Below are 18,551 nucleotides of genomic sequence, written 5' to 3' on the forward strand. Positions count from 1 at the left end.
GACGTGTGACATGACCAAGCCCATCGCGCTCACGATCAAGTGGGTCCTCATCGTCGCGACGCTGGCCGGCATCCTGTGGATCGCCGCCAAGCTCGCCGCGGCCGGCAACCTGCCGGCAGTGATCATCGCGGGCATGGTGGGGATGGCCGTCCTCGCGGTCTACGCGACCCGCCGCGCCGTCCCGCTCAAGTACCTCGTGCCGGGCCTGGTCTTCATGGCCCTCTTCCAGCTCTTCCCGGTGATCTACACGGCGAACCTGTCGCTGACGAACTACGGCGACGGTCACCTCAACACCAAGGAGCAGTCGGTCACAGACATCATCGCCCAGTCGGTGCGCGAGGTGCCCAACACGCCGCGCTACAAGATGTCGGTCGCGACCAAGGAGGGCGCCAGCGCCGACACGGGCGACCTCGTCCTGCTGCTGACCAAGCCAGACGGCTCGACGTTCGTCGGTGACAGGGAGGGGCTCAAGACGCTCGACCCTGCCGGCGTCGAGAAGACGCCGGTCGGCAAGATCACGAAGGCGCCCGGCTTCACGATCCTCAACGCGAGGCAGGTCAACGCCCGCAAGGACCTCCAGACCCTGGCCGTCCCCACGAGCGACGGTGGCGGCATCAAGCCGGTCGGACTCTCCGAGGCCTTCGAGGGCAAGTCGACGGTCAGCTACGACGCCAAGGCCGACCGCCTCACCGACACCTCCACCCAGCCACCGAAGGTCTACGAGCCGCGTGACGCCCGATGGGTCAACACCGCTGACGCCACCCAGTCCTTCCCCCAGGGCTGGAAGGAGAACATCGGCCTGTCGAACTACACCCGCATCCTCACCGACGACACGATCCGCAGCGGCTTCATCAAGATCTTCATCTGGAACGTGGTCTTCGCGGTCGTGTCCGTGCTGTCGACGTTCCTGCTCGGAATGCTGATCGCCCTGCTCTTCAACGACCCGAAGCTGCGTGGGAAGAGCATCTACCGCTCGCTCCTGATCCTCCCGTACGCGTTGCCCGGCTTCGTCACGGCGCTGGTGTGGAAGGGCATGTTCAACCAGGACTACGGCATCATCAACCAGACGCTCGGGCTCGGCATCGACTGGCTCGGCACCGACCTGGGGGCCAAGGCCGCGATCCTCATCACGAACCTGTGGCTGGGCTTCCCCTACATGTTCATCGTGTGCACCGGTGCGCTGCAGTCGATCCCGCAGGACGTGCGTGAGGCGGCGACCATCGACGGCGCCAACGCCTTCCGCACCCTCCGGTCGATCATCATGCCGCTGCTGCTCGTGGCCGTCGGGCCCCTGCTGCTCGCGTCGTTCGCCTTCAACTTCAACAACTTCGGTCTCATCTACCTGCTGACCAAGGGCGGTCCGTTCAACGGCGCCGACACCTCGATCGGGTCGAGCGACCTTCTCATCACGTACGCATACCGCCTGGCCTTCTCGGGCACCGCACCCAACTACGGCTTCGCGGCTGCGGTCTCGGTCGTGATCTTCCTGCTCGTGGCGCTCATGAGCATCCCGGGCTTCCGGCGCACGAAGGCCCTCGAGGAGGTCAACTGATGTCCACCGTCAACGCTCCCGTCCCCACCGACCCTCGTCTCGAGACGCGTGTCGAGTCCGAGACCCGTAGCGGCACGCCGGCGTCGCCCAAGCGGGCGGGGCTCGGCGGCAGCGTGTGGTGGCGTCACGTCCTCGGCCTCGTCGCCCTGGCATGGGCGCTCTTCCCGATCCTCTTCATCTGGTCGGCCGCGACGAACCCCAGCGGCACGCTGAACACGGCGAGCCTGTGGCCGTCGGGCTTCTCGACGGCGAACTTCACCACGCTGTTCAGCGACAGCTCGCGGCCGTTCTGGAGCTGGTACAAGAACTCGATGATCATCTCGTTCGTCGGGGCGATCGGCGCGGTGTTCATCGGCGCCTGTGCGGCATACGCCTTCTCCCGCCTGCGGTTCAAGGGGCGGCGCGGCGGCATGATGTTCCTGCTGCTGACGACGTTCTTCCCGGCCCTGCTCGCCATCGTCGCGATGTACATCATCTTCGCGGGCATCGGTGACGCCCTGCCGTCCTTCGGCCTCAACACCCTGACCGGCCTGATCCTCGCCTACCTCGGCGGCGCACTCGGTGCCAACGTCTGGCTGCTCAAGGGCTACTTCGACACGGTGCCCCGCGAGCTCGACGAGGCGGCGATCGTCGACGGCGCGAGCCACGCCCGCATCTTCTTCACGATGACGCTGCGCCTCGTCATGCCGATCCTCGTCACCGTGTTCATGCTCGTCTTCGTCGGCCTCTACGGCGAGTTCATGCTCGCCAGCGTCTTCCTCACCGACGTCGAGACGCAGACGCTCGGCGTGGGCCTCTACGGCATGACCCTCGGCAACAACGCGAACGAGCTCTTCGGTCCGTTCGCCGCCGGCGCCCTGCTCGGCTCCATCCCGGTCATGCTCCTCTACCTGGCCTTCCAGAAGCAGCTCGTCGGCGGACTCACCACCGGATCCGTCAAGTGAGCCCTGCCCCGACCCGCCGCGACACGTGGCTGAGCCAGCCGCACCACGACGGGTCGGGGCGATACGTCTCCAACCAGGCCCCCCGTCTCGGTGACCGCGTCGACGTACTCGTACGCGTCCCGACCGAGGCCGAGGTCGACGCCGTCCACGTGCGGACCGCGCCCGACGGTGAGGCGACGTTCACGGTCGCCAAGAAGGTGCGCACCACGGCGAGCGACGACTGGTGGCGCGCGACCCTGACCTGCCACAACCCCATCAGCCACTACCGCTTCCTGCTCACGGGCGGCCCGACGAAGTACGCGTGGCTCAACGGCACCGGTGTGCACCACCGCGACGTTCCCGACGCGAGCGACTTCCGCATCGTCGCCCACGACTCGCCGCCGCCGGAGTGGGCGCTCGGCGCGGTCGTCTACCAGATCTTCCCCGACCGCTTCGCCCGCTCGAAGGGCGCCGACAAGCGCGAGACGCCCGACTGGGCGATCCCAGCCACCTGGTCCGACCCGGTCGACATCAGCCCGAGGGGGGTCGCCCACCAGCTCTACGGCGGCGACCTCGACGGCATCACCGAGCACCTCGACCACCTCGAGTCGCTCGGCGTCGACGTCGTCTACATGACGCCCTTCTTCCCGGCCCGGTCCAACCACCGCTACGACGCGTCGTCGTTCGAGCAGATCGACCCGCTGCTCGGCGGGGCGCCGGCGCTGCGTCGCCTGACGAAGGCCGCGCACGAGCGCGGCATGAAGGTCATGGGCGACTTCACGACCAACCACACGGGCAACGCCCACGAGTGGTTCCTCAAGGCGGCCGGCCCGGGTGGCAAGAACGCCCCCGAGCGTGACTTCTACATCTGGGAGGACGGCAACTACGTCGCCTGGCTCGGCGTGCCCTCCCTGCCCAAGCTCAACCACCTCAACGCCGCTCTGCGCCACCGGATCTTCGAGAACCCACAGGGAGTCGTGCGCAAGTGGCTCGGCCGCTCCGGTGGCCTCGACGGCTGGCGCGTCGACGTCGCGAACATGACCGGCCGTTGGCGCGCCACCGACGTCAACCACGACGTCGCCCGCCAGATGCGCGACGTCATGGGCAAGGTCGCGCCCGATGCCCTCCTCGTGGGGGAGCACTTCCACGACTACACCCCCGACATGCCCGGCGACGGCTGGCACGGGGTCATGAACTACGCCGGCTTCTGCAAGCCGGCGTGGACGTGGCTGCGTCAGGAGCCCAAGGACCCGCGCTTCCTCGGTGCCCCGGTCCCGCTGCCACTGCTCGACGCGGGTTCCGTCGCCGAGACGATGCGCGACTTCACGTCGCGCATCGCGTGGCAGTCGCTCGTCCACTCGTTCAACCTCGTCGGCTCGCACGACGTGCCCCGCATCCGCACCCTCGTCGGCCCGGAGTCCGTCGAGGTGGCAGCGGGCCTGCTGTTCACCTTCCCGTCGATGCCGATGCTCACCTACGGCGACGAGATCGGCATGGAAGGCACCTTCGGCGAGGACGGTCGCCGTCCGATGCCGTGGGACGAGAGGGACTGGGACACGATGACGCTCGACGTCTACAGGCGCCTGATCGCCGCCCGCCAACGCTCCGTCGCGCTGCGTCACGGTGGTCTTCGCTGGGTGCACGCCGAGGGCGACGCCATGATCTACCTGCGCGAGACGCTCGACGAGGTCGCCCTCGTGCACGTCACCCGCGCAGCACACGACCCGGTCGTCCTCGACCCGCGCCACCTCGCCGGGATCGAGTCCGGCGCACCGGTATACGGACTTCGCCCGAGGATCGGCAAGCGTGCTGTCACACTGAGCGCCACGGGCCCGAGCGTCGGCATCTGGACCTGGCGCCCCGCCGATGACGGGGCACGCCACGTGCGACGAAGGGGGAGGTGACGTGAAGGCACGACTGCGAGACATCGCCGACCAGGCGAGCGTGTCAGAGGCCACCGTGTCGCGAGTGCTCAACGGCAAGCCGGGGGTGGCCGAGTCCACTCGCCAAGCGGTGCTGACGGCTCTCGACGTGCTCGGCTACGACCGGCCGAGCCGCTTGCGGCGCAAGAGCGCCGGGCTCGTGGGACTGATCGTCCCCGAGCTGACGAACCCCATCTTCCCGGCGTTCGCGCAGATCATCGAGAACTCCCTCGCGCAGAACGGCTACACGCCGGTGCTGTGCACGCAGGTCGCCGGCGGTGTGCACGAGGACGACTACGTCCAGATGCTGCTCGAGCGCGGTGTCGCCGGCATCATCTTCATCTCCGGGCTGCACGCCGACACGACCACCGACCCCGACCGCTACATCGCCCTGCGCGACCGCAACCTGCCGCTCGTGCTCGTCAACGGCTACATCGAGGGGGTCGACGCGCCCTTCATCAGCAACGACGACGTCGCCTCGATGGGGCTCGCCCTCGAGCACCTCGTCAGCCTCGGCCACCGCGAGATCGGCCTGGCCGTGGGACCCGACCGGTACGTCCCGGTCATCCGCAAGATCACCGGGTTCCGGCACTCGATGCAGGAGTTGACGGGACGCTCCGACGTCGACGACCTGATCGAGCGCTCGCTCTTCAGCGTCGAGGGCGGAGCGTCCGCGGCCGGTCGACTGCTCGACCGAGGCGCAACGGCCGTCGTCTGCGGCTCGGACCTCATGGCCCTCGGTGCGATCCGCGAGGCCCGCAAGCGCGGCCTCAGCGTGCCGCGCGACTTCTCGGTCGTCGGCTACGACGACTCGACCCTCATCGCCTTCACCGACCCGCCGCTGACCACGGTGCGCCAGAGCGTGAACGCGATGAGCGCCGCGACGGTGCGGGCGCTCCTCGACGAGATCGCCGGGCAGCCTTCTCCCAGAGCGGAGTACGTCTTCCGTCCCGAGCTTGTCGTCCGCGGGTCGACGGGCGCCGTCCGGCGCCACTGAGCTCGCTCGGCGACGCCGCGCGCCGGCACCAGCCCTCGGTCAGCGCGACGGTTCGAGGGCCGTGGCGCCCACACCGCGTGCGTATGCCGGACGGCGCCGTCGGGTGGTCAGCCGGCGACGTGGGCGGCTGAGGCCAGCCGGCAGAGCTCGGCGAGCAGCTCGGCGACCGCTGCCTCGTCGTCGACGCGGTAGCGCGCCGCCGTGGAGCCGGTGCCGACCTTGACCGTGACGTCCTCGGGGCGGGTCATCCGCATGAAGGCGTCCTCGTCGGTGACGTCGTCGCCGAGGTAGACGCGCGACGTGGCGCCGACGTGGCGACCGAGCGCCGTGACCGCAGAACCCTTGTCGGCGTGCGAGACCGACAGCTCGAGCACCGACTTGCCCTTGAGCACCTTGACGCCCGGGTGGTCGAGCGCGACCCGGCGTGCGTCGGCGATCGCTGCGTCGCCGACCTCGCGCGGCACCCCGCGGACGTGGACGACGACGGCCGCGGACTTGTACTCGATGCCGGCCTCGGGGTGCGCCTCCTTGACGAGCGTCTCGATGTCGGAACGGAGCTCGGCGAGGGTCACCTCGTCGTCGGGCGTGACCGCGGCGGCCTCCATCGCCTCGCGGACGGCCGAACTCGACGACTCTGCGCCGTGGCTGCCGATGAGGACGATCTCCTCGTCGGGTCGCAGCCCGGTCAGGGAGCGGAGCGTCTCGAGGTCGCGCCCGGACACGACGGCGACGTGGACGTGGGGGAGCGCCGCCAGGGTGCGGAGAGTGTCGATGGTGCCGGGCAGCGGGGCGGCGTCCATGGGGTCGGACTCGAAGGGTGCGAGCACCCCGTCGAAGTCGGTCGCGACGAGCAGCGTGGACGCACCGGCTGCGCGCTGCAGCACCTCGGCGCCGGGAGTCTCGACGCTCACGAGCCGGACCCGCTGCGTGACGATCCGGACCGCCCTGCGGCGCCTGACTGCTCACTCGGTGAGGGCATCAGGGGTGTCTCCTCCGCGTGCGGGGTCGGTGGGTTGCGCGGCTCGGGCTGGGGGAGCTCCGGCGCCGCGGCCAGGGCCGCGAGATAGCGGGCCGCCCACCGCTGGACGTCGTGGTCGGCGACGCGACGGCGCAGCGCCTTCATGATGCGCTGCTTGTCCTTGGTGGGGGTGTTGATGGCGCGCAGGATGGTCTGCTTGAGCCCCTCGATGTCGTGCGGGTTGCACGCGAAGGCCTGGTGCAGCTCGTGCCAGGCGCCGGTGAACTCCGAGAGGACGAGGGCCCCGCCGAGGTCGTGGCGGCACGTGACGTACTCCTTGGCGACGAGGTTCATGCCGTCGCGCAAAGGCGTCACGAGCATGACGTCGGCCGCCTGGAACAGCGCCGCCATCTCCTCCCGCGGGTAGGAGTGGTGCAGGTAGTGCACGGCGGGGGCGCCGATCTGGCCGAGCTCGCCGTTGATGCGGCCGACGGTCTGCTCGATCTCGCTCTTGAGCTTGCGGTAGGCGTCGACGCGCTCGCGGCTCGGCGTCGCCACCTGGACGAGGGTGACGTCGGGCGGCCCGATCCGCCGCTCGACGAGCAGCTCCTCGTAGGCCTTGAGCCGGTGCCGGATGCCCTTGGTGTAGTCGAGCCGGTCGACGCCGAGCATGAGCACCTTCGGGTTGCCGAGGCTCTCGCGGATCTCGCGGGCGCGGGCCATGACGTCGGGCCGCTCGGCGAGCTGCTCGAGGCCCTGGAAGTCGACCGAGATCGGGATGGCCGCGGCCCGGACCTGGCGCTGCGCCCCCTCGACGGTGACCCGGTCGCGCTTCGTCGGGGCGCCGAGCAGCTGACGGCAGGCGCGCACGAAGTTGCGGGCGTCGGCCTGCCGCTGGAAGCCGAGGAAGTCGGCGCCGAGCAGGCCCTCGAGCAGCTGTGCCCGCCAGGGCAGCTGGGCGAAGAGCTCGACGGGCGGGAACGGGATGTGGTTGAACCAGCCGATGCGCACGTCGGGGCGCAGCTTGCGCAGCAGGGCCGGGACGAGCTGCAGCTGGTAGTCCTGCACCCAGACCCGGGCGCCCTCGCCGGCCACCGCGGCGATGGCATGGGCGAACCGCTCGTTGACGGCGCGGTAGGCAGCCCACCACTCGCGGTGGAAGGTCGCCGGCACGATGACGTCGTGGTAGATCGGCCACAGGGTGTCGTTGGAGAACCCCTCGTAGTAGTCGCGCACCTCCTCGGCCGAGAGGGCGACCGGGTGCAGGTGGATGCCGTTCTCGTCGAACGGCTCGGGCGCCTCGCCCGCGTCGCCCGCCCACCCGACCCAGGCTCCGGGCTGGCTGCGCATGACGGACTCCATGGCGGTGACGAGGCCGCCCGGGCTGCGGCGCCACTCGACCTCTCCGTCGTCGGTGACGACCTTGTCGACAGGCAGTCGGTTCGCCGCGATGACGAGGTCGAAGGTCGGACGTTCGGAGGGCACCCAATCAGCTCCTGCGGTTCGAGGGGGACGGATCCCGGTCCGCGCGGCCCTCCCAAGGCGGGCCGGAGGCGGAGCGGACTGCGATCGGTCTCACTCTAACGAGGGAACGGTGGCGCCCGGTCCGGTCCCGTTCTAGGGTCAAGTCAGGGCATCTCTGGCGGAGCAGATCCGAGCCGCCGAGGGCACCGCGCCGAGGTGAAGGAGTCGCCGTGAAGATTTCCGACGTGCTGCGCAACAAGGGCAGCGAGGTCATCACCATCAAGCCCGATGAGACGGTGGCGACGCTGCTCGCCCTGCTCGACGAGCACCGCATCGGCGCCGTGGTCGTGAGCACCGACGGCGGGTCCGTCGACGGCATCGTCAGCGAACGCGACATCGTGCGACACCTGCACGGCACCGGCCCGAGCATCCTCGAGGCGCCCGTCTCGCAGATCATGACGAGCGAGGTCACCACCGGACAGGCGACCGACAACATCGCCGACCTCGCCGGCACGATGACCGAGATGCGGGTTCGCCACGTGCCCATCGTCGACGCCGACGGGCGCCTCGCGGCGATCGTCAGCATCGGCGACATCGTCAAGCACCGGCTCTCCGAGCTGCAGTCCGAGCGCGACCAGCTGCGCGACTACATCACCAGCTGAGGTCGCTCGGTCGGGCGCCGGCGCAGACCGGACGAAGCGTGACAACCGCGGCACGCTGCCGCGGGGTTCCGGCGTGCACGGGTTGGTCGCATACCGTAGGGGCATGACTGCGTACGACCGGACCGAGCGGGTGCCCAGCCCGCGCGGCGGCGCGCGCACCGGCGGCGTGCCTCTCGGCGCTCCGGGAGGACCCGGCGCCGCCCAACGGATCGGTCCCTACCGCCTCATCGAGGAGATCGGCGAGGGGGGCATGGGCGTCGTCCACCTCGCCCTCGACCCGCGCGGCCGCGCCGTCGCCATCAAGGTCCTCCGCGCCCACGTCGCCCACGACGCCGACGCGCGCCAGCGCCTGGCCCGCGAGGTCGAGACCCTGTCGCGCATCCGCGACGCCCGCGTCGCCAGCGTCATCGACGCCGACGTCATGGCGCCCAGGCCCTACATCGTCACCCGCTACGTGCCCGGGCCTGCCCTCGACGAGGTGGTCGAGGACCACGGCGCCATGGAACCGGCCCAGCTGGTGCGCCTGGCCCGCGGCATCGCCGAGGCCGTGCGGTCGATCCACGCGTGCGGGGTCGTGCACCGTGACATCAAGCCGGGCAACGTCCTCATCGAGGACGGCGAACCGGTGCTCATCGACTTCGGCATCGCCCACCTCCAGGACGACGTGCGCCACACGGTGGGCGGCCTGGTCATGGGCACGCCCGGCTACCTCTCACCCGAGCTCGTCGAGGGTGCCGCGATCACCGACGCCACCGACTGGTGGGGCTGGGCCGCCACGATCACGTATGCCGCATCGGGCCGCCCGCCGTTCGGCCGGGCTCGCATGGACGCCGTGCTCACCCGGGTTCGCGCCGGCGACGTCGACCTCGACGGTGTCGACCCGCGCCTGGTCCCGCTGCTGCGTGCCTCCCTGTCACCCGACCCTGCCCGCCGTCCCCACGCCGACGAGGTGCTCGCGGCCCTCGAGCTGTATGCCGCCGGGCGGGCCGCGACGGTGCCCACGCCGAGCGGTGGCCTCTGGGACCCCGGCCGGCCGGGCGCGGCGCCCGCCGGCCCCGGAGACACCCAGGTCGTCGAGGGGCGCAGCACGGCCGTCATGCCACCCGTCGGCGGCACGGCCGTCCAGCCGGTCGCCTCGCCCCCTCGCTGGGCACCACCCCCGACCGGTGCGCCTGCAGCGTCACCCGGCCAGGCGGCATACGCAGGCAGGTGGGACGACGAACCCGACGGCGACTGGGGCGGCGCTCAGGCCTACGACGAGCACCACGGCCGCGGCGACGACGACTACTGGCCCGACGACGAGTGGGACGGCGACGAACAGGCCGTCGAGCGCGAGGGCGACCCGCGCATCGGGATGCCCATGCGCAGCGGGCTGCTCGCCGCTGTGGCGCTCGCCTGGACCGGTGCGTTGATGGCGTGGCCCGGCATGGCGCTCGTCGCACTCGTGGTGCTGTCGGCGCTCGCCCGCGCCACCGACCGGTCGGTCACCGCGCTGGTGCTGCGCCGCTACGACTACGGACGGCGGCGCAGCGACGTGCCGTTCGCCGTCGTCTCCAGCCCCTGGCACCTCGTCGTGGGAACGGTGGCCACGGCTGTCGCACTGCTGCTGCCCGCGGCCGTGGCCCTCGCCGGCATCTACGCGGTGGCGCTGATGCTCGCCGGCACGCAGGGCACCGAGCTGGGCCCGGGCGCCCCGATCACGCTCGCCGTGGGCGGGGTGGTCGGCCTCCTCGTGCTCTGGTGGGGACCGGGCGGGGCCTCGCTGCGTCGCGGGTCGCGCTCGATGGCGCGTCGGCTCGTGCCGACAGGCGTCGCCAACCAGGTGGTGACGCTGGTGCTCGCGGTCGCCGGGATCGTGGTGGCGCTGGTGGCGCTCCAGCACGGCGGCAGCCTCACCTGGGCGCCCCTCGCTGGCAACCCACTCGGTCGCTGACGCCGGCCTGGTCTCACCGGCCGCCCGGGGAGCGCCATCGCCGCACCCTGTCGGCGCACGCTGTCAGGGCGCTGTGCCGCGCCTGTTCGCCTACCTCATGGGGGCGCCGATCCGGATCAAGAAAAGATCACGGAAGTATCTCGACATGTCTTGTGCGGCCCCCCACCGTCACGTACCGTCGTTGCTCGGCGGCCCCGGCTCTCGGGTCGGACTGGGGGTCTCACCACTCGACCCCGGGCCGCTTCTCCGCGTCCGGCTCCACACGAACGCTTCCACAACTTCACATGGACACCCATCAACACCGTTCCCTGAGCGCGCCGAGCCTCGCCAGCCAGGGATGCAGCCCACACCCGTGGGCCGGGCGAGGACGGGGGACCCAGTGTGGCCAGTGAGTGCATGCGTGTTCTAGCGCATGACAAGAGGACGAGATCTGGCCTTGGGGTGAGGTCGCGCGAGCGACGGGGCACCTGACGCCCTAACCCGACAGCTAACCCCGCAGGCGCGCGTCAGGAAGGAAGCATTCATGCAGTACCTGTCCAAGCACGCTGCCGCCAAGAAGGTCTCGGTCAAGCAGCGCATCGCAGGAGTCGGGATCGCCGGAGCCGCCACCATCATCGGTGGCATCACGACCGCGGGGTCGGCCAAGGCCGCTTCGGTCTGGGACCGGGTGGCCGCGTGCGAGTCGAGCGGCAACTGGTCCATCAACACGGGCAACGGCTTCTACGGGGGCCTGCAGTTCGTCCAGAGCACCTGGGTCGGCTACGGCGGTCGTGCCTACGCCCCGCGCGCCGACCTCGCGACGAAGGCGCAGCAGATCGCGATCGCGCAGCGCGTGCTCGCCTCGCAGGGCCCTGGTGCCTGGCCCGTGTGCTCGCAGCGCGCCGGCCTGACCCGCGCCAACGGTGGCGCCACGGCGGCGCCCGTGTCGCGCTCCACCGTGCGCAAGCCGATCGTGACGAAGAAGGTCGTCAAGAAGAAGACCTACGCGAAGCCGGCCGCGACCGTTGCCAAGGGGGCCCGCGTCACCGTGCGCAGCGGTGACACGCTGGGCAAGATCGCCGCGCGCTACCACGTGGCCGGCGGCTGGAAGGCCCTCTGGAGGGCCAACGCTGCCCGGGTCTCCAACCCGAACATGATCTTCGTGGGCCAGGTACTCCGTCTGCCCTGAGTTACTGGTAGAACTGAGCCGGACGGCCTCGCGCGACCAACCCCTGGGTTGCGCGGGGCCGTCCTTCTTTGGGCGTATGCCGCCGCCCTCGGTTACGCTTTCGCCCGTCCGTGGACGTGTGCCGGGGACGTGCTGGCGTGGCGCAATTGGTAGCGCACCTGTCTTGTAAACAGGTGGTTGGGGGTTCGAGTCCCCCCGCCAGCTCTCTGACCTGCGAATACGTGGCGCGTGCCGCGTCGATGCCCGCCTCACCCACCGCTTTGCCCACCTTTTTCGGCCGTAGCGAGGCCACGGAGAGGGTCCACCGCCTCGAGCGCGGCCAGCACCCGAGGGTCCACGAGGCCGCGGCCCAGGTAGACGTCCTGAGCCATCGAGACGCGGGTGTGACCCAGCTGGTCTGCGATCATCCGGCCCGTGGCGCCCATCTCGTCGAGGACGGTTGCCGTCGTCTTGCGCCAGGCGTGCGCCGTCACCCATTCCAGGCCGACCGCCTCACGGGCTTCCTTGAGGAACCGGCTCACGTTGCGCGGGTCGCGGAACTCACCGTCGATCGTGCCGAAAACCGGGCGGCTCGGGTCGTAGAGGGTTTGCGCGCGACGGCGCAGCATCGCGATGCACCAGCCAGGGAGCAGGAGGCGGCGCTGGCCTGCGTCCGACTTGGTGCCCTTCCGGATCAGCCCTCGTCCGGTGACGCGAATGAGCGTCGACGACACAGTGACCGTCGAGGTGTCGAAGTCGATCTCGGACCAGATCACGGCCAGCGCCTCGCCGATGCGGAGTCCTGTTGCCAGGAGGAAGGCGGACAGGTCGAGGATGTCTCGCTCCATCGCCTTCCTGTCGGCCGCCAATCCGACGAACCACTGCGTCCGCTCGGCGACGGTCAGAGCTCGCGGCTGACGCTTCGGCCTCGATCGCAGACGCTCGACGTCTCGGGCTGGGTTTACCGGCACGGCGCCGTGGCGAACGGCGCGGCCCATCACACCCGAGACGATGGAGCGACACGTCCGCGCAGTCGCTGCCCCGACCGACGTGTGAAGGCCGACGATGACGCGGTTCACGGCCGGTGTCGTCACCTGTCCCAGGCGCAGCCCGCCCAACGCCGGCAGGACGTGGCCATCCAAGGCGCGCGTGTACGTCTCCAAGGTCCCCGCGGAGCGCTGGCCACTCTCCACCAACCGTGCGATCTCACCCAGCCAGTCCCGTGCGGCCGCATCGAACGTGTCCTGGCGCGTCAGACCACCGTCGCCGGCCGACCTGGCGAGCTCCTTGAGCGCTTCCGTGAGCGACTCGACCGCAGCTCGACGTGTCTTACCGATGCGCTCGACGACGCGGACCCGCCCATCCTGACCACGAAGTCGGGCCCGGGCGCGGTGACGGATCGGGCTGGCCGACACCCGGGCTGTCGAGATCTCACCCCACTCGCCCGGCTTCAGGCGCTCACGAGGCATCTCACGCCGCCGTCTGCTCGTCGAGCCAGCGCTCGACGTCCTCTGGGCGGTAGCGCAGGTGGCGCCCGACCTTGACGGCCCGCGGTCCGCGCTTGCGCATCCTCCAGTCGTAGAGCGTCTGGACCGGCACCCCTAGGTACTCCGCAACTTCCGCCACCTTGAGCAGCGGAACAAATGTCGTCTTCACTTCAATCTGCCTCTCTCAGTTGGACTTCCTCTGTGCGCTGGGCTGCTCGTTCCTGTGCGTACTCGCGGGCGCGGGCGGCAGCGGCCTTGGCGAGTTCGGCGTCCCCGTCGGTGTCCCAGCCCGATCCGGCGTAGGTCCAGTGGCCGACGACGAGGGTGGTCTCGGTGTCCTCGTCTTCGAGCAGGTCCTCGAGGTCCCGGGCCTCAAGAGTGCGCCCGTCCACCTTGGCCGCGGCGAGGCGGCGTTGGAACCGGACGCGGGCGCGGCGCAGCCGTCCCAGGGTGACGCTGTACCGGCGCGACTTGGAGGAGAAGTGGCCGCGGAAGCCGAGCATGTGCGCCCACTTGCCCAGCAGCGCGTACGGGTGCTCGGCCAACGCTTGGTCGGTCGCGGCCACCTCGAGCTGCTGCCGGGCGACGGTCTCGGCGAGGGTCGCCCGGAGCCGGTGAAGGTGGGGGCTGGCTGTGTCGGTCGAGTCGGCGGCGGACTTGGTCGCGTACTTCGCCAGGTAGCCGGCGACCTGCTCGGCCTCGAGCTGCTGCTCTGGGTCGTCGGTGCGGTGGGCGTCGCGTACAGGTCGGGCGTCGACCTGGCTGCCGAACCGGAGCCGACGGGCCAGGTCGCCACCGAACAGGGGCGGGGCGTCGAACCACACGGACGCGGCCGCGGTCTCGATCGCGGACGAGAGCAGGGCGGCCGTGATGCCGGCCGGGGCCGGCGCGCGCGATCCCTCGTCGCTGGTATTCCCGTCGACGCGGACGAGGGCGTGGAAGTGGACGAGACCGCGCAGCTGGTACTCGGCCACCTTGGCGAACTCGATGGTCGCGATCTTCGCTAGACGGTGCGGGCCGATCCCGAGCATCCGGGCGAGGGCCCGACGAAGGGTGATGGTGAACCGGCGCCACAGCTCGGGAGCCCACCACTGCCACACGAGGTGCGAGGGGTAGTCGTAGCAGTCGCCGCACAGTGGTTGTCCGAGCAGCGGGTCACCGTCGGTGTGGGTGGCGTGGCAGACCGTCGACCGGCCGTGCACGCACCGGTCTGCGTCGTCCTTGGCCCGGTAGGGGCGGCAACGCCGGCCGTTGCGGGTGCCGTGCACCGGCCCGAACGACGGCGCGGTGAGCGTCGCGAACACCATCGGGCTTTCGCTCACCTGCGCGGGGACACCTTTGCCACCGACGACGCCGGCCCGGATCAGGTGGAACGTGTCCGCCGCGTACACGCGAGAGCAGGATGGGCAGTCGGCGGCCCGGCGATTGCCGCAACGCACGTGCAGCACCCCGAGCGGGCTGTCGGACGAGGAGAAGCTCGAGAGCACCTCACCCGTGGCAGTGTCGACCGTCTGAGAGGAGCCGTGCAGTCGGATTGGCTTGGCGCAGTGGCCGACCCGGGAGGCGGCCTCAGACCAGGCGTCGAAGTCCCGGGACAGCAGCCGGGCGACGACCTGGGCCTCGGTCGCCGCATCGAGGTGGCTCAGGTCCAGCGGGTGGCCCTCACCGGCTGGACGCTCACCATCTTGCTCGGCGGCGCGGAGGGGGACGGCGTCCCAGACGCGGTCTCGTGTTTCCCGGGTCATCGTCGGCCACCCCCTTCCCTTTCCGGTCCGGGTGGGTGTGCCGTGCAGGTCCTGCGGCTCCCGCTGCACGGCACACCCGGTCCGAAAGGGCGGCCCAGAAACGATCGAGAAGAAGATGCCGACGCTGCGGGGAGCCGCGCACACGCCAGGTCACGTCAAGAGATCACGAAGAAGATGGCGGACCAGTCGGTGCGTGTCGTGTGTGTGGCGGCTGTTCGTGTGTATGGCCTCTGGCCGGGGTGGGGAGCCGACCCCCAGGGCATCAAGCCCGCAGTTTTGTCAGTTCAGGTCTTTTTGTGTGGGTGTGTCCGCACTCCCACCATCCTCGGCCAGGGCACCGGGCGACGAAGAAACACGCCGAGTGGCGCGCGGTCGAACTTCCACTCTCGTGACGATGCGCGTCAGTTCACCGCATGTCCTGGTCCTTGAGCCCAAGAGGGCGGGATTACCGGAGTTGCGCTTGCGTTCGCGTGTCGCCGTAGCGGATAGGAGCACCCTCACTGTTGACGACGCGGGCTTGGCCCAAGGGGGCATCCAGCGACACGTCGAGGGCTTGGATGAGGGCACTCGCTGGCCCGACCTGGGTGCGGCGTGGCACGTCCAGCCAAGCCTCCACAGCTACTTGCCGCGGTGACTGGCCCGAAACGCGTGCGTGCACGCTCCGCGCCGAAAGGTCGCCTCCAGCCGGAACGAGCAGACAGACCGTGAGCGTGATTCCATCGGAAGACACCGTGTATGAAGTCGGCGTCAAAGGGCGCGACTCGTCACGAAAACTCCAGACGGCGAGCACGGCTGCGGCGACGAGCGCGAGCAACTTACGACCAGGACCAAGCGACCACGACGTCCGCGGACACGTGGATTCGAAGGTGCCGCTATCCCCCCATTTTCAGCCACACCTCAGGGTAGATGCAGGCCGCCTGGTGGGGGCCGGCATGGCCACTGAAGTTCTTGCAGCGCCTTCCGATCATGTCGCCGACAGAGTCGATCTTTGTGGCGAGACATGGCTCCGTGCGATTACAGGCAGTTTCCACCCGGCAAGTCGGCCGAGGACGTCTCGCCCGCTCGAACGATCACCTGCCGGGCTGGCCATGAACCGGCCCGAATCGTGTAAGTACCGGAAGGCAAAGTCAGCTGATAAGTGTGGGTGGCCAGAGTGGCGGGGACAGTCACGGTCCCTTTGGTCTGGCCGTTCTGCTGGGCAATCACCACCAACGTCGGTGTGAGATTCATGTCGGATGCGGGGCCGTAGCACAGCGGCACGTTGCCCTTGAGCGTGCCTGTCGTCGCGGCCGGTGCTGACGTGGCAGGGACTAGAGGGCCGTTGGAGTTCCGGGGTGACAGCGACATGACAACAGCGACGACCCCCATTGCGGCGGCAACTGTCGCGGCAGCCGAGAGCGCCCTCGCTCGAGTCCGCCGCCGTTTGCCAGCAAGCCACACAAATTCGGCGTAGCTAGGGTCACGCTCATCGGGCGAGTCCTGAACCAGCCGGCTGAGATCGCGTGTGAGTTCCTCGGTCATGGGTAGCTCCTGGCCCCTCACCTGAGTTCGAATTCTGGGTAGCACTTGCGCAGCTCAACGAGCGCTCGCCGCAAGAGCGAATGCACCGACGGAACTGACAGGTTGAGAATGTCGGCCACCTCGGCCTCGCGACGACCCTCCAAGAACCGCAGAACCACGGCTGCCCTCTGAGACGGCGAGAGCTGTGCAAGGGCTGACGCAAGGGCGAGTCGGGTCGCCACGTTCTCGGCCTCATCCGCCGTTGGCGACGACCCAGATGGATCCGTCAGTTGTTCCGGGTGCCGCGCTCGCCATCGCCTCGAGTCGAGCCACAGGCGATACAGCACCTTGCGGGCGTAGGGGAGGACGTCGTCGTCGCTCCTTGCGATTCGGCGCCAGTGGCGCGCGATCCGAATGTGTGTTTCCTGCACGAGGTCCTGGGCCAAGTGGGCGTCGCCGCACAACGCCGACGCCGCGCGCGTGAGGGTTGGCAGGCTCAAGCGCACGAACTCCTCGAACGCTTCGTAGTCCCCTGGCGCGTTCATTCGGTGGCCTCCCTCATAACCCTTAACACTCCGCGTGCGCGGCCTACGGTTCGCATGGGCAGTATGACCTGCATCACATCGCATTCACGCCGATCCCGTGCGATGGCACAAAGCCCGCTCGTGCATGGCTGTTTAGTACCGGGCCTTCGGGTCGGTCGCCTTGTCCGAGCCGGCCGCCGGAGAATCCGCAAGGTCGACCTCGATCTGGTGAAGAGTTTCTGTACTGGCTCAAGCTGCGCCTCCGGCGCAGAAAGCGCGGGGACCCGCGGCAGGGACCCCGCGCTGCGGGCGGCGCTGGCGCGCCGTCCTCGCGCACCCCGCCGCCCCCACGCTTTCACGTAGTCAGGGCGGCGCCCGCCCCCTCGAGGCCACTCCCGACGGCAGGCTCGATGATCCGTCGTTGAGACACAGGCGCCCGGACGAGGGAACCCCCAGCCGTCGCCGCTCCGGCCGAGCCCTATAGAGGACCACTGCCCACCTCGAGCACGACTTGCCGACTACCGCCCACCCGGCTGAGTCGGTCAAGCGCCTTCTGCGCGGCACCCTCTCGGGCGGCGAGGTGATGGTCGATGCGCAGACCCGCCTGGCTGGGCGAGCCACTCGCAGCACCCACCGCTTTGCCCACCTCTTTCGAGCCGAAGTGACCAGCAGCCCGGAGAAGTGATGGCAGAGAATGAGGCCCCGATCACGCTCAGCGCCAACGACTTTCGCGCAGACAACGAGGGCCACCAATAGGGCCAGACACAAACAGGTGGTTGGGGGTTCGAGTCCCCCCGCCAGCTCCCTGACCCGTGAGCCTGCTCGCGTGACACCGGCGGCAGCCCCAGCCCCCTGGGAGACGCCGCCGGATCCTGGTAGCCGCGCGCTGTGCAGCGGAGACAAGCGCCTCACGGGGTGCCCGCTCCTCAAAGGGAGCCCGGGCGCTTCCGTGTGGTTCAGTGGGCATCGTGAAACTGCTGCTCACGTCCGGGGGAGTCACGAACCCGAGCATCCATGAGGCACTCCTCGACCTGCTGGGCAAGCCGGTCGAGGAGGCAACGGCGCTCTGCATCCCCACCGCCCAGTGGGGTCATCCGATGTGCGGGCCGGTCTCGGCGCGCGGCTTCGTTGCCGGTCTGCCGCCGTGGGGCGGGATGACCTCGATGCCGTGGAAGTCGCTCGGCCTGCTCGAGCTGACCGCACTGGCGACGATCGGCGAAGAGCGCTGGGTGCCCTGGGTTCGTGCGGCCGACGTCCTCCTCGTCGACGGGGGCGAGGCCACCTACCTGTGCCACTGGATGAAGGAGTCCGGGCTGGCGGCCCTCCTGCCGTCGCTGTCCGACACGGTCTGGGTGGGCGTGAGCGCCGGCAGCATGGTGATGACGCCGCGGATCGGTGCCGACTTCGTCCGGTGGCCGGGAGCGGCCGACGACCGCACGCTCGGCCTCGTCGACTTCTCGATCTTCCCCCATCTCGATGTGTTCCCGGAGAACACCATGGCCGATGCCGAGAAGTGGGCTGCCGAGGTCAGCGGGCCCGCGTACGTCCTCGACGACCAGTCTGCGATCCGCGTGGTCGACGGGGTTGCTCAGGTGGTGTCCCAGGGGCGTTGGAGGCACCTTCCCGACGAGAGCCCGCACTAGGAGCACGCAGGATTCGATCGCCACGAACAGGTGGCCATTCGATCGGCGAGGTGGTGGCCGGAGACGCGTGGCGACGGGCCGCCGAGGCTGCCCA

General features: G+C 69.8%; 15 protein-coding genes, 1 tRNA gene and 1 riboswitch. Of the genes, 9 read left to right on the forward strand and 7 right to left on the reverse strand.

The window, feature by feature from the left end:
- Window positions 1-10 precede the first annotated feature (10 nt).
- Genes AB4091_RS00505 through AB4091_RS00520 form a run of 4 tightly spaced genes read left to right on the forward strand, consistent with a single transcriptional unit; the run spans window position 11 to window position 5,394 of the window.
- A complete protein-coding gene (locus tag AB4091_RS00505) occupies window positions 11-1,552 on the forward strand; it encodes an ABC transporter permease subunit (protein ID WP_442289774.1) in 1,542 nt (513 codons plus the stop codon).
- On the forward strand, window positions 1,552-2,496 hold the full coding sequence (locus tag AB4091_RS00510; protein WP_442289775.1) for a sugar ABC transporter permease: 945 nt from the start codon (window positions 1,552-1,554) through the stop codon (window positions 2,494-2,496). Before AB4091_RS00505 ends, AB4091_RS00510 begins: the two co-directional genes overlap by 1 nt.
- Complete coding sequence (locus AB4091_RS00515) at window positions 2,493-4,379, forward strand: glycoside hydrolase family 13 protein (protein WP_442289776.1); 1,887 nt, start codon at window positions 2,493-2,495, stop codon at window positions 4,377-4,379. Before AB4091_RS00510 ends, AB4091_RS00515 begins: the two co-directional genes overlap by 4 nt.
- Window position 4,380: 1 nt before the next feature.
- Window positions 4,381-5,394: a LacI family DNA-binding transcriptional regulator gene (locus tag AB4091_RS00520; RefSeq protein WP_442289777.1), complete on the forward strand. Its 1,014-nt coding sequence runs from the start codon at window positions 4,381-4,383 to the stop codon at window positions 5,392-5,394.
- A gap of 107 nt (window positions 5,395-5,501) precedes the next feature.
- On the opposite strand, the gene otsB is transcribed toward AB4091_RS00520, so the two are convergent.
- Complete coding sequence (gene otsB / locus AB4091_RS00525) at window positions 5,502-6,305, reverse strand: trehalose-phosphatase (protein ID WP_442289778.1); 804 nt, start codon at window positions 6,303-6,305, stop codon at window positions 5,502-5,504.
- Window positions 6,302-7,837 (reverse strand): alpha,alpha-trehalose-phosphate synthase (UDP-forming), encoded by a 1,536-nt coding sequence (locus AB4091_RS00530; RefSeq protein ID WP_442289779.1) that lies wholly within the window; start codon window positions 7,835-7,837, stop codon window positions 6,302-6,304. The genes otsB and AB4091_RS00530 overlap by 4 nt, the downstream gene beginning before the upstream one ends.
- A 209-nt stretch (window positions 7,838-8,046) precedes the next feature.
- On the opposite strand from AB4091_RS00530, the gene AB4091_RS00535 reads away from it, so the two are divergent.
- The 4 genes from AB4091_RS00535 (at window position 8,047) to AB4091_RS00550 (ending at window position 11,783) form a co-directional block, all read left to right on the forward strand.
- The gene (locus AB4091_RS00535) at window positions 8,047-8,478 is read left to right on the forward strand and encodes a CBS domain-containing protein (protein WP_442289780.1); all 432 of its coding nucleotides are present in this window, start codon (window positions 8,047-8,049) and stop codon (window positions 8,476-8,478) included.
- Between the two features lie 103 nt (window positions 8,479-8,581).
- Window positions 8,582-10,411, forward strand: coding sequence for a serine/threonine-protein kinase (locus tag AB4091_RS00540; RefSeq protein ID WP_442289781.1), 1,830 nt, complete (start codon window positions 8,582-8,584; stop codon window positions 10,409-10,411).
- Window positions 10,412-10,756: 345 nt separating this feature from the next.
- A riboswitch (cyclic di-AMP (ydaO/yuaA leader) is annotated at window positions 10,757-10,928 on the forward strand.
- Window positions 10,929-10,934: 6 nt separating this feature from the next.
- Window positions 10,935-11,579, forward strand: a complete 645-nt coding sequence (locus tag AB4091_RS00545; protein ID WP_442289782.1) for a transglycosylase family protein — start codon at window positions 10,935-10,937, stop codon at window positions 11,577-11,579.
- Between the two features lie 131 nt (window positions 11,580-11,710).
- Window positions 11,711-11,783, forward strand: a tRNA-Thr gene (locus AB4091_RS00550).
- 44 nt (window positions 11,784-11,827) lie between these two features.
- On the opposite strand, the gene AB4091_RS00555 is transcribed toward AB4091_RS00550, so the two are convergent.
- The 5 genes from AB4091_RS00555 to AB4091_RS00575 form a co-directional block, all read right to left on the reverse strand.
- The gene (locus AB4091_RS00555; protein ID WP_442289783.1) at window positions 11,828-13,027 is read right to left on the reverse strand and encodes a tyrosine-type recombinase/integrase; all 1,200 of its coding nucleotides are present in this window, start codon (window positions 13,025-13,027) and stop codon (window positions 11,828-11,830) included.
- Window position 13,028: 1 nt separating this feature from the next.
- Window positions 13,029-13,214 carry a helix-turn-helix transcriptional regulator gene (locus AB4091_RS00560; protein WP_045190904.1) on the reverse strand — a complete coding sequence of 62 codons (186 nt, stop codon included), beginning with the start codon at window positions 13,212-13,214 and terminating at the stop codon, window positions 13,029-13,031.
- Between the two features lies 1 nt (window position 13,215).
- Window positions 13,216-14,790, reverse strand: a complete 1,575-nt coding sequence (locus AB4091_RS00565) for a replication initiator (RefSeq protein WP_442289784.1) — start codon at window positions 14,788-14,790, stop codon at window positions 13,216-13,218.
- Window positions 14,791-15,804: 1,014 nt separating this feature from the next.
- Entirely contained in the window at window positions 15,805-16,311 is a 507-nt protein-coding gene (locus AB4091_RS00570; protein WP_442289785.1) for a hypothetical protein, read from the reverse strand.
- A gap of 17 nt (window positions 16,312-16,328) precedes the next feature.
- Window positions 16,329-16,835 carry an RNA polymerase sigma factor gene (locus tag AB4091_RS00575; protein WP_442289786.1) on the reverse strand — a complete coding sequence of 169 codons (507 nt, stop codon included), beginning with the start codon at window positions 16,833-16,835 and terminating at the stop codon, window positions 16,329-16,331.
- 947 nt (window positions 16,836-17,782) lie between these two features.
- Between AB4091_RS00575 and AB4091_RS00580 the strand changes: the two genes are divergently transcribed.
- Window positions 17,783-18,457: a Type 1 glutamine amidotransferase-like domain-containing protein gene (locus AB4091_RS00580; protein ID WP_442289787.1), complete on the forward strand. Its 675-nt coding sequence runs from the start codon at window positions 17,783-17,785 to the stop codon at window positions 18,455-18,457.
- Window positions 18,458-18,551: the final 94 nt, after the last annotated feature.

The sequence above is a fragment of the Terrabacter sp. 2RAF25 genome, assembly GCF_052115265.1.
Classification (GTDB): domain Bacteria; phylum Actinomycetota; class Actinomycetes; order Actinomycetales; family Dermatophilaceae; genus Terrabacter.

What these genes read in the sequence shown, in the direction of transcription:
- AB4091_RS00505 (WP_442289774.1), top strand. Translation starts at nt 11, where the DNA reads ATGACCAAGCCCATCGCGCTCACGATCAAGTGGGTCCTCATCGTCGCG.
- AB4091_RS00510 (WP_442289775.1), top strand. Translation starts at nt 1,552, where the DNA reads ATGTCCACCGTCAACGCTCCCGTCCCCACCGACCCTCGTCTCGAGACG.
- AB4091_RS00540 (WP_442289781.1), top strand. Translation starts at nt 8,582, where the DNA reads ATGACTGCGTACGACCGGACCGAGCGGGTGCCCAGCCCGCGCGGCGGC.
- AB4091_RS00545 (WP_442289782.1), top strand. Translation starts at nt 10,935, where the DNA reads ATGCAGTACCTGTCCAAGCACGCTGCCGCCAAGAAGGTCTCGGTCAAG.
- AB4091_RS00555 (WP_442289783.1), bottom strand. Translation starts at nt 13,027, where the DNA reads ATGCCTCGTGAGCGCCTGAAGCCGGGCGAGTGGGGTGAGATCTCGACA.
- AB4091_RS00565 (WP_442289784.1), bottom strand. Translation starts at nt 14,790, where the DNA reads ATGACCCGGGAAACACGAGACCGCGTCTGGGACGCCGTCCCCCTCCGC.
- AB4091_RS00570 (WP_442289785.1), bottom strand. Translation starts at nt 16,311, where the DNA reads ATGACCGAGGAACTCACACGCGATCTCAGCCGGCTGGTTCAGGACTCG.
- AB4091_RS00575 (WP_442289786.1), bottom strand. Translation starts at nt 16,835, where the DNA reads ATGAACGCGCCAGGGGACTACGAAGCGTTCGAGGAGTTCGTGCGCTTG.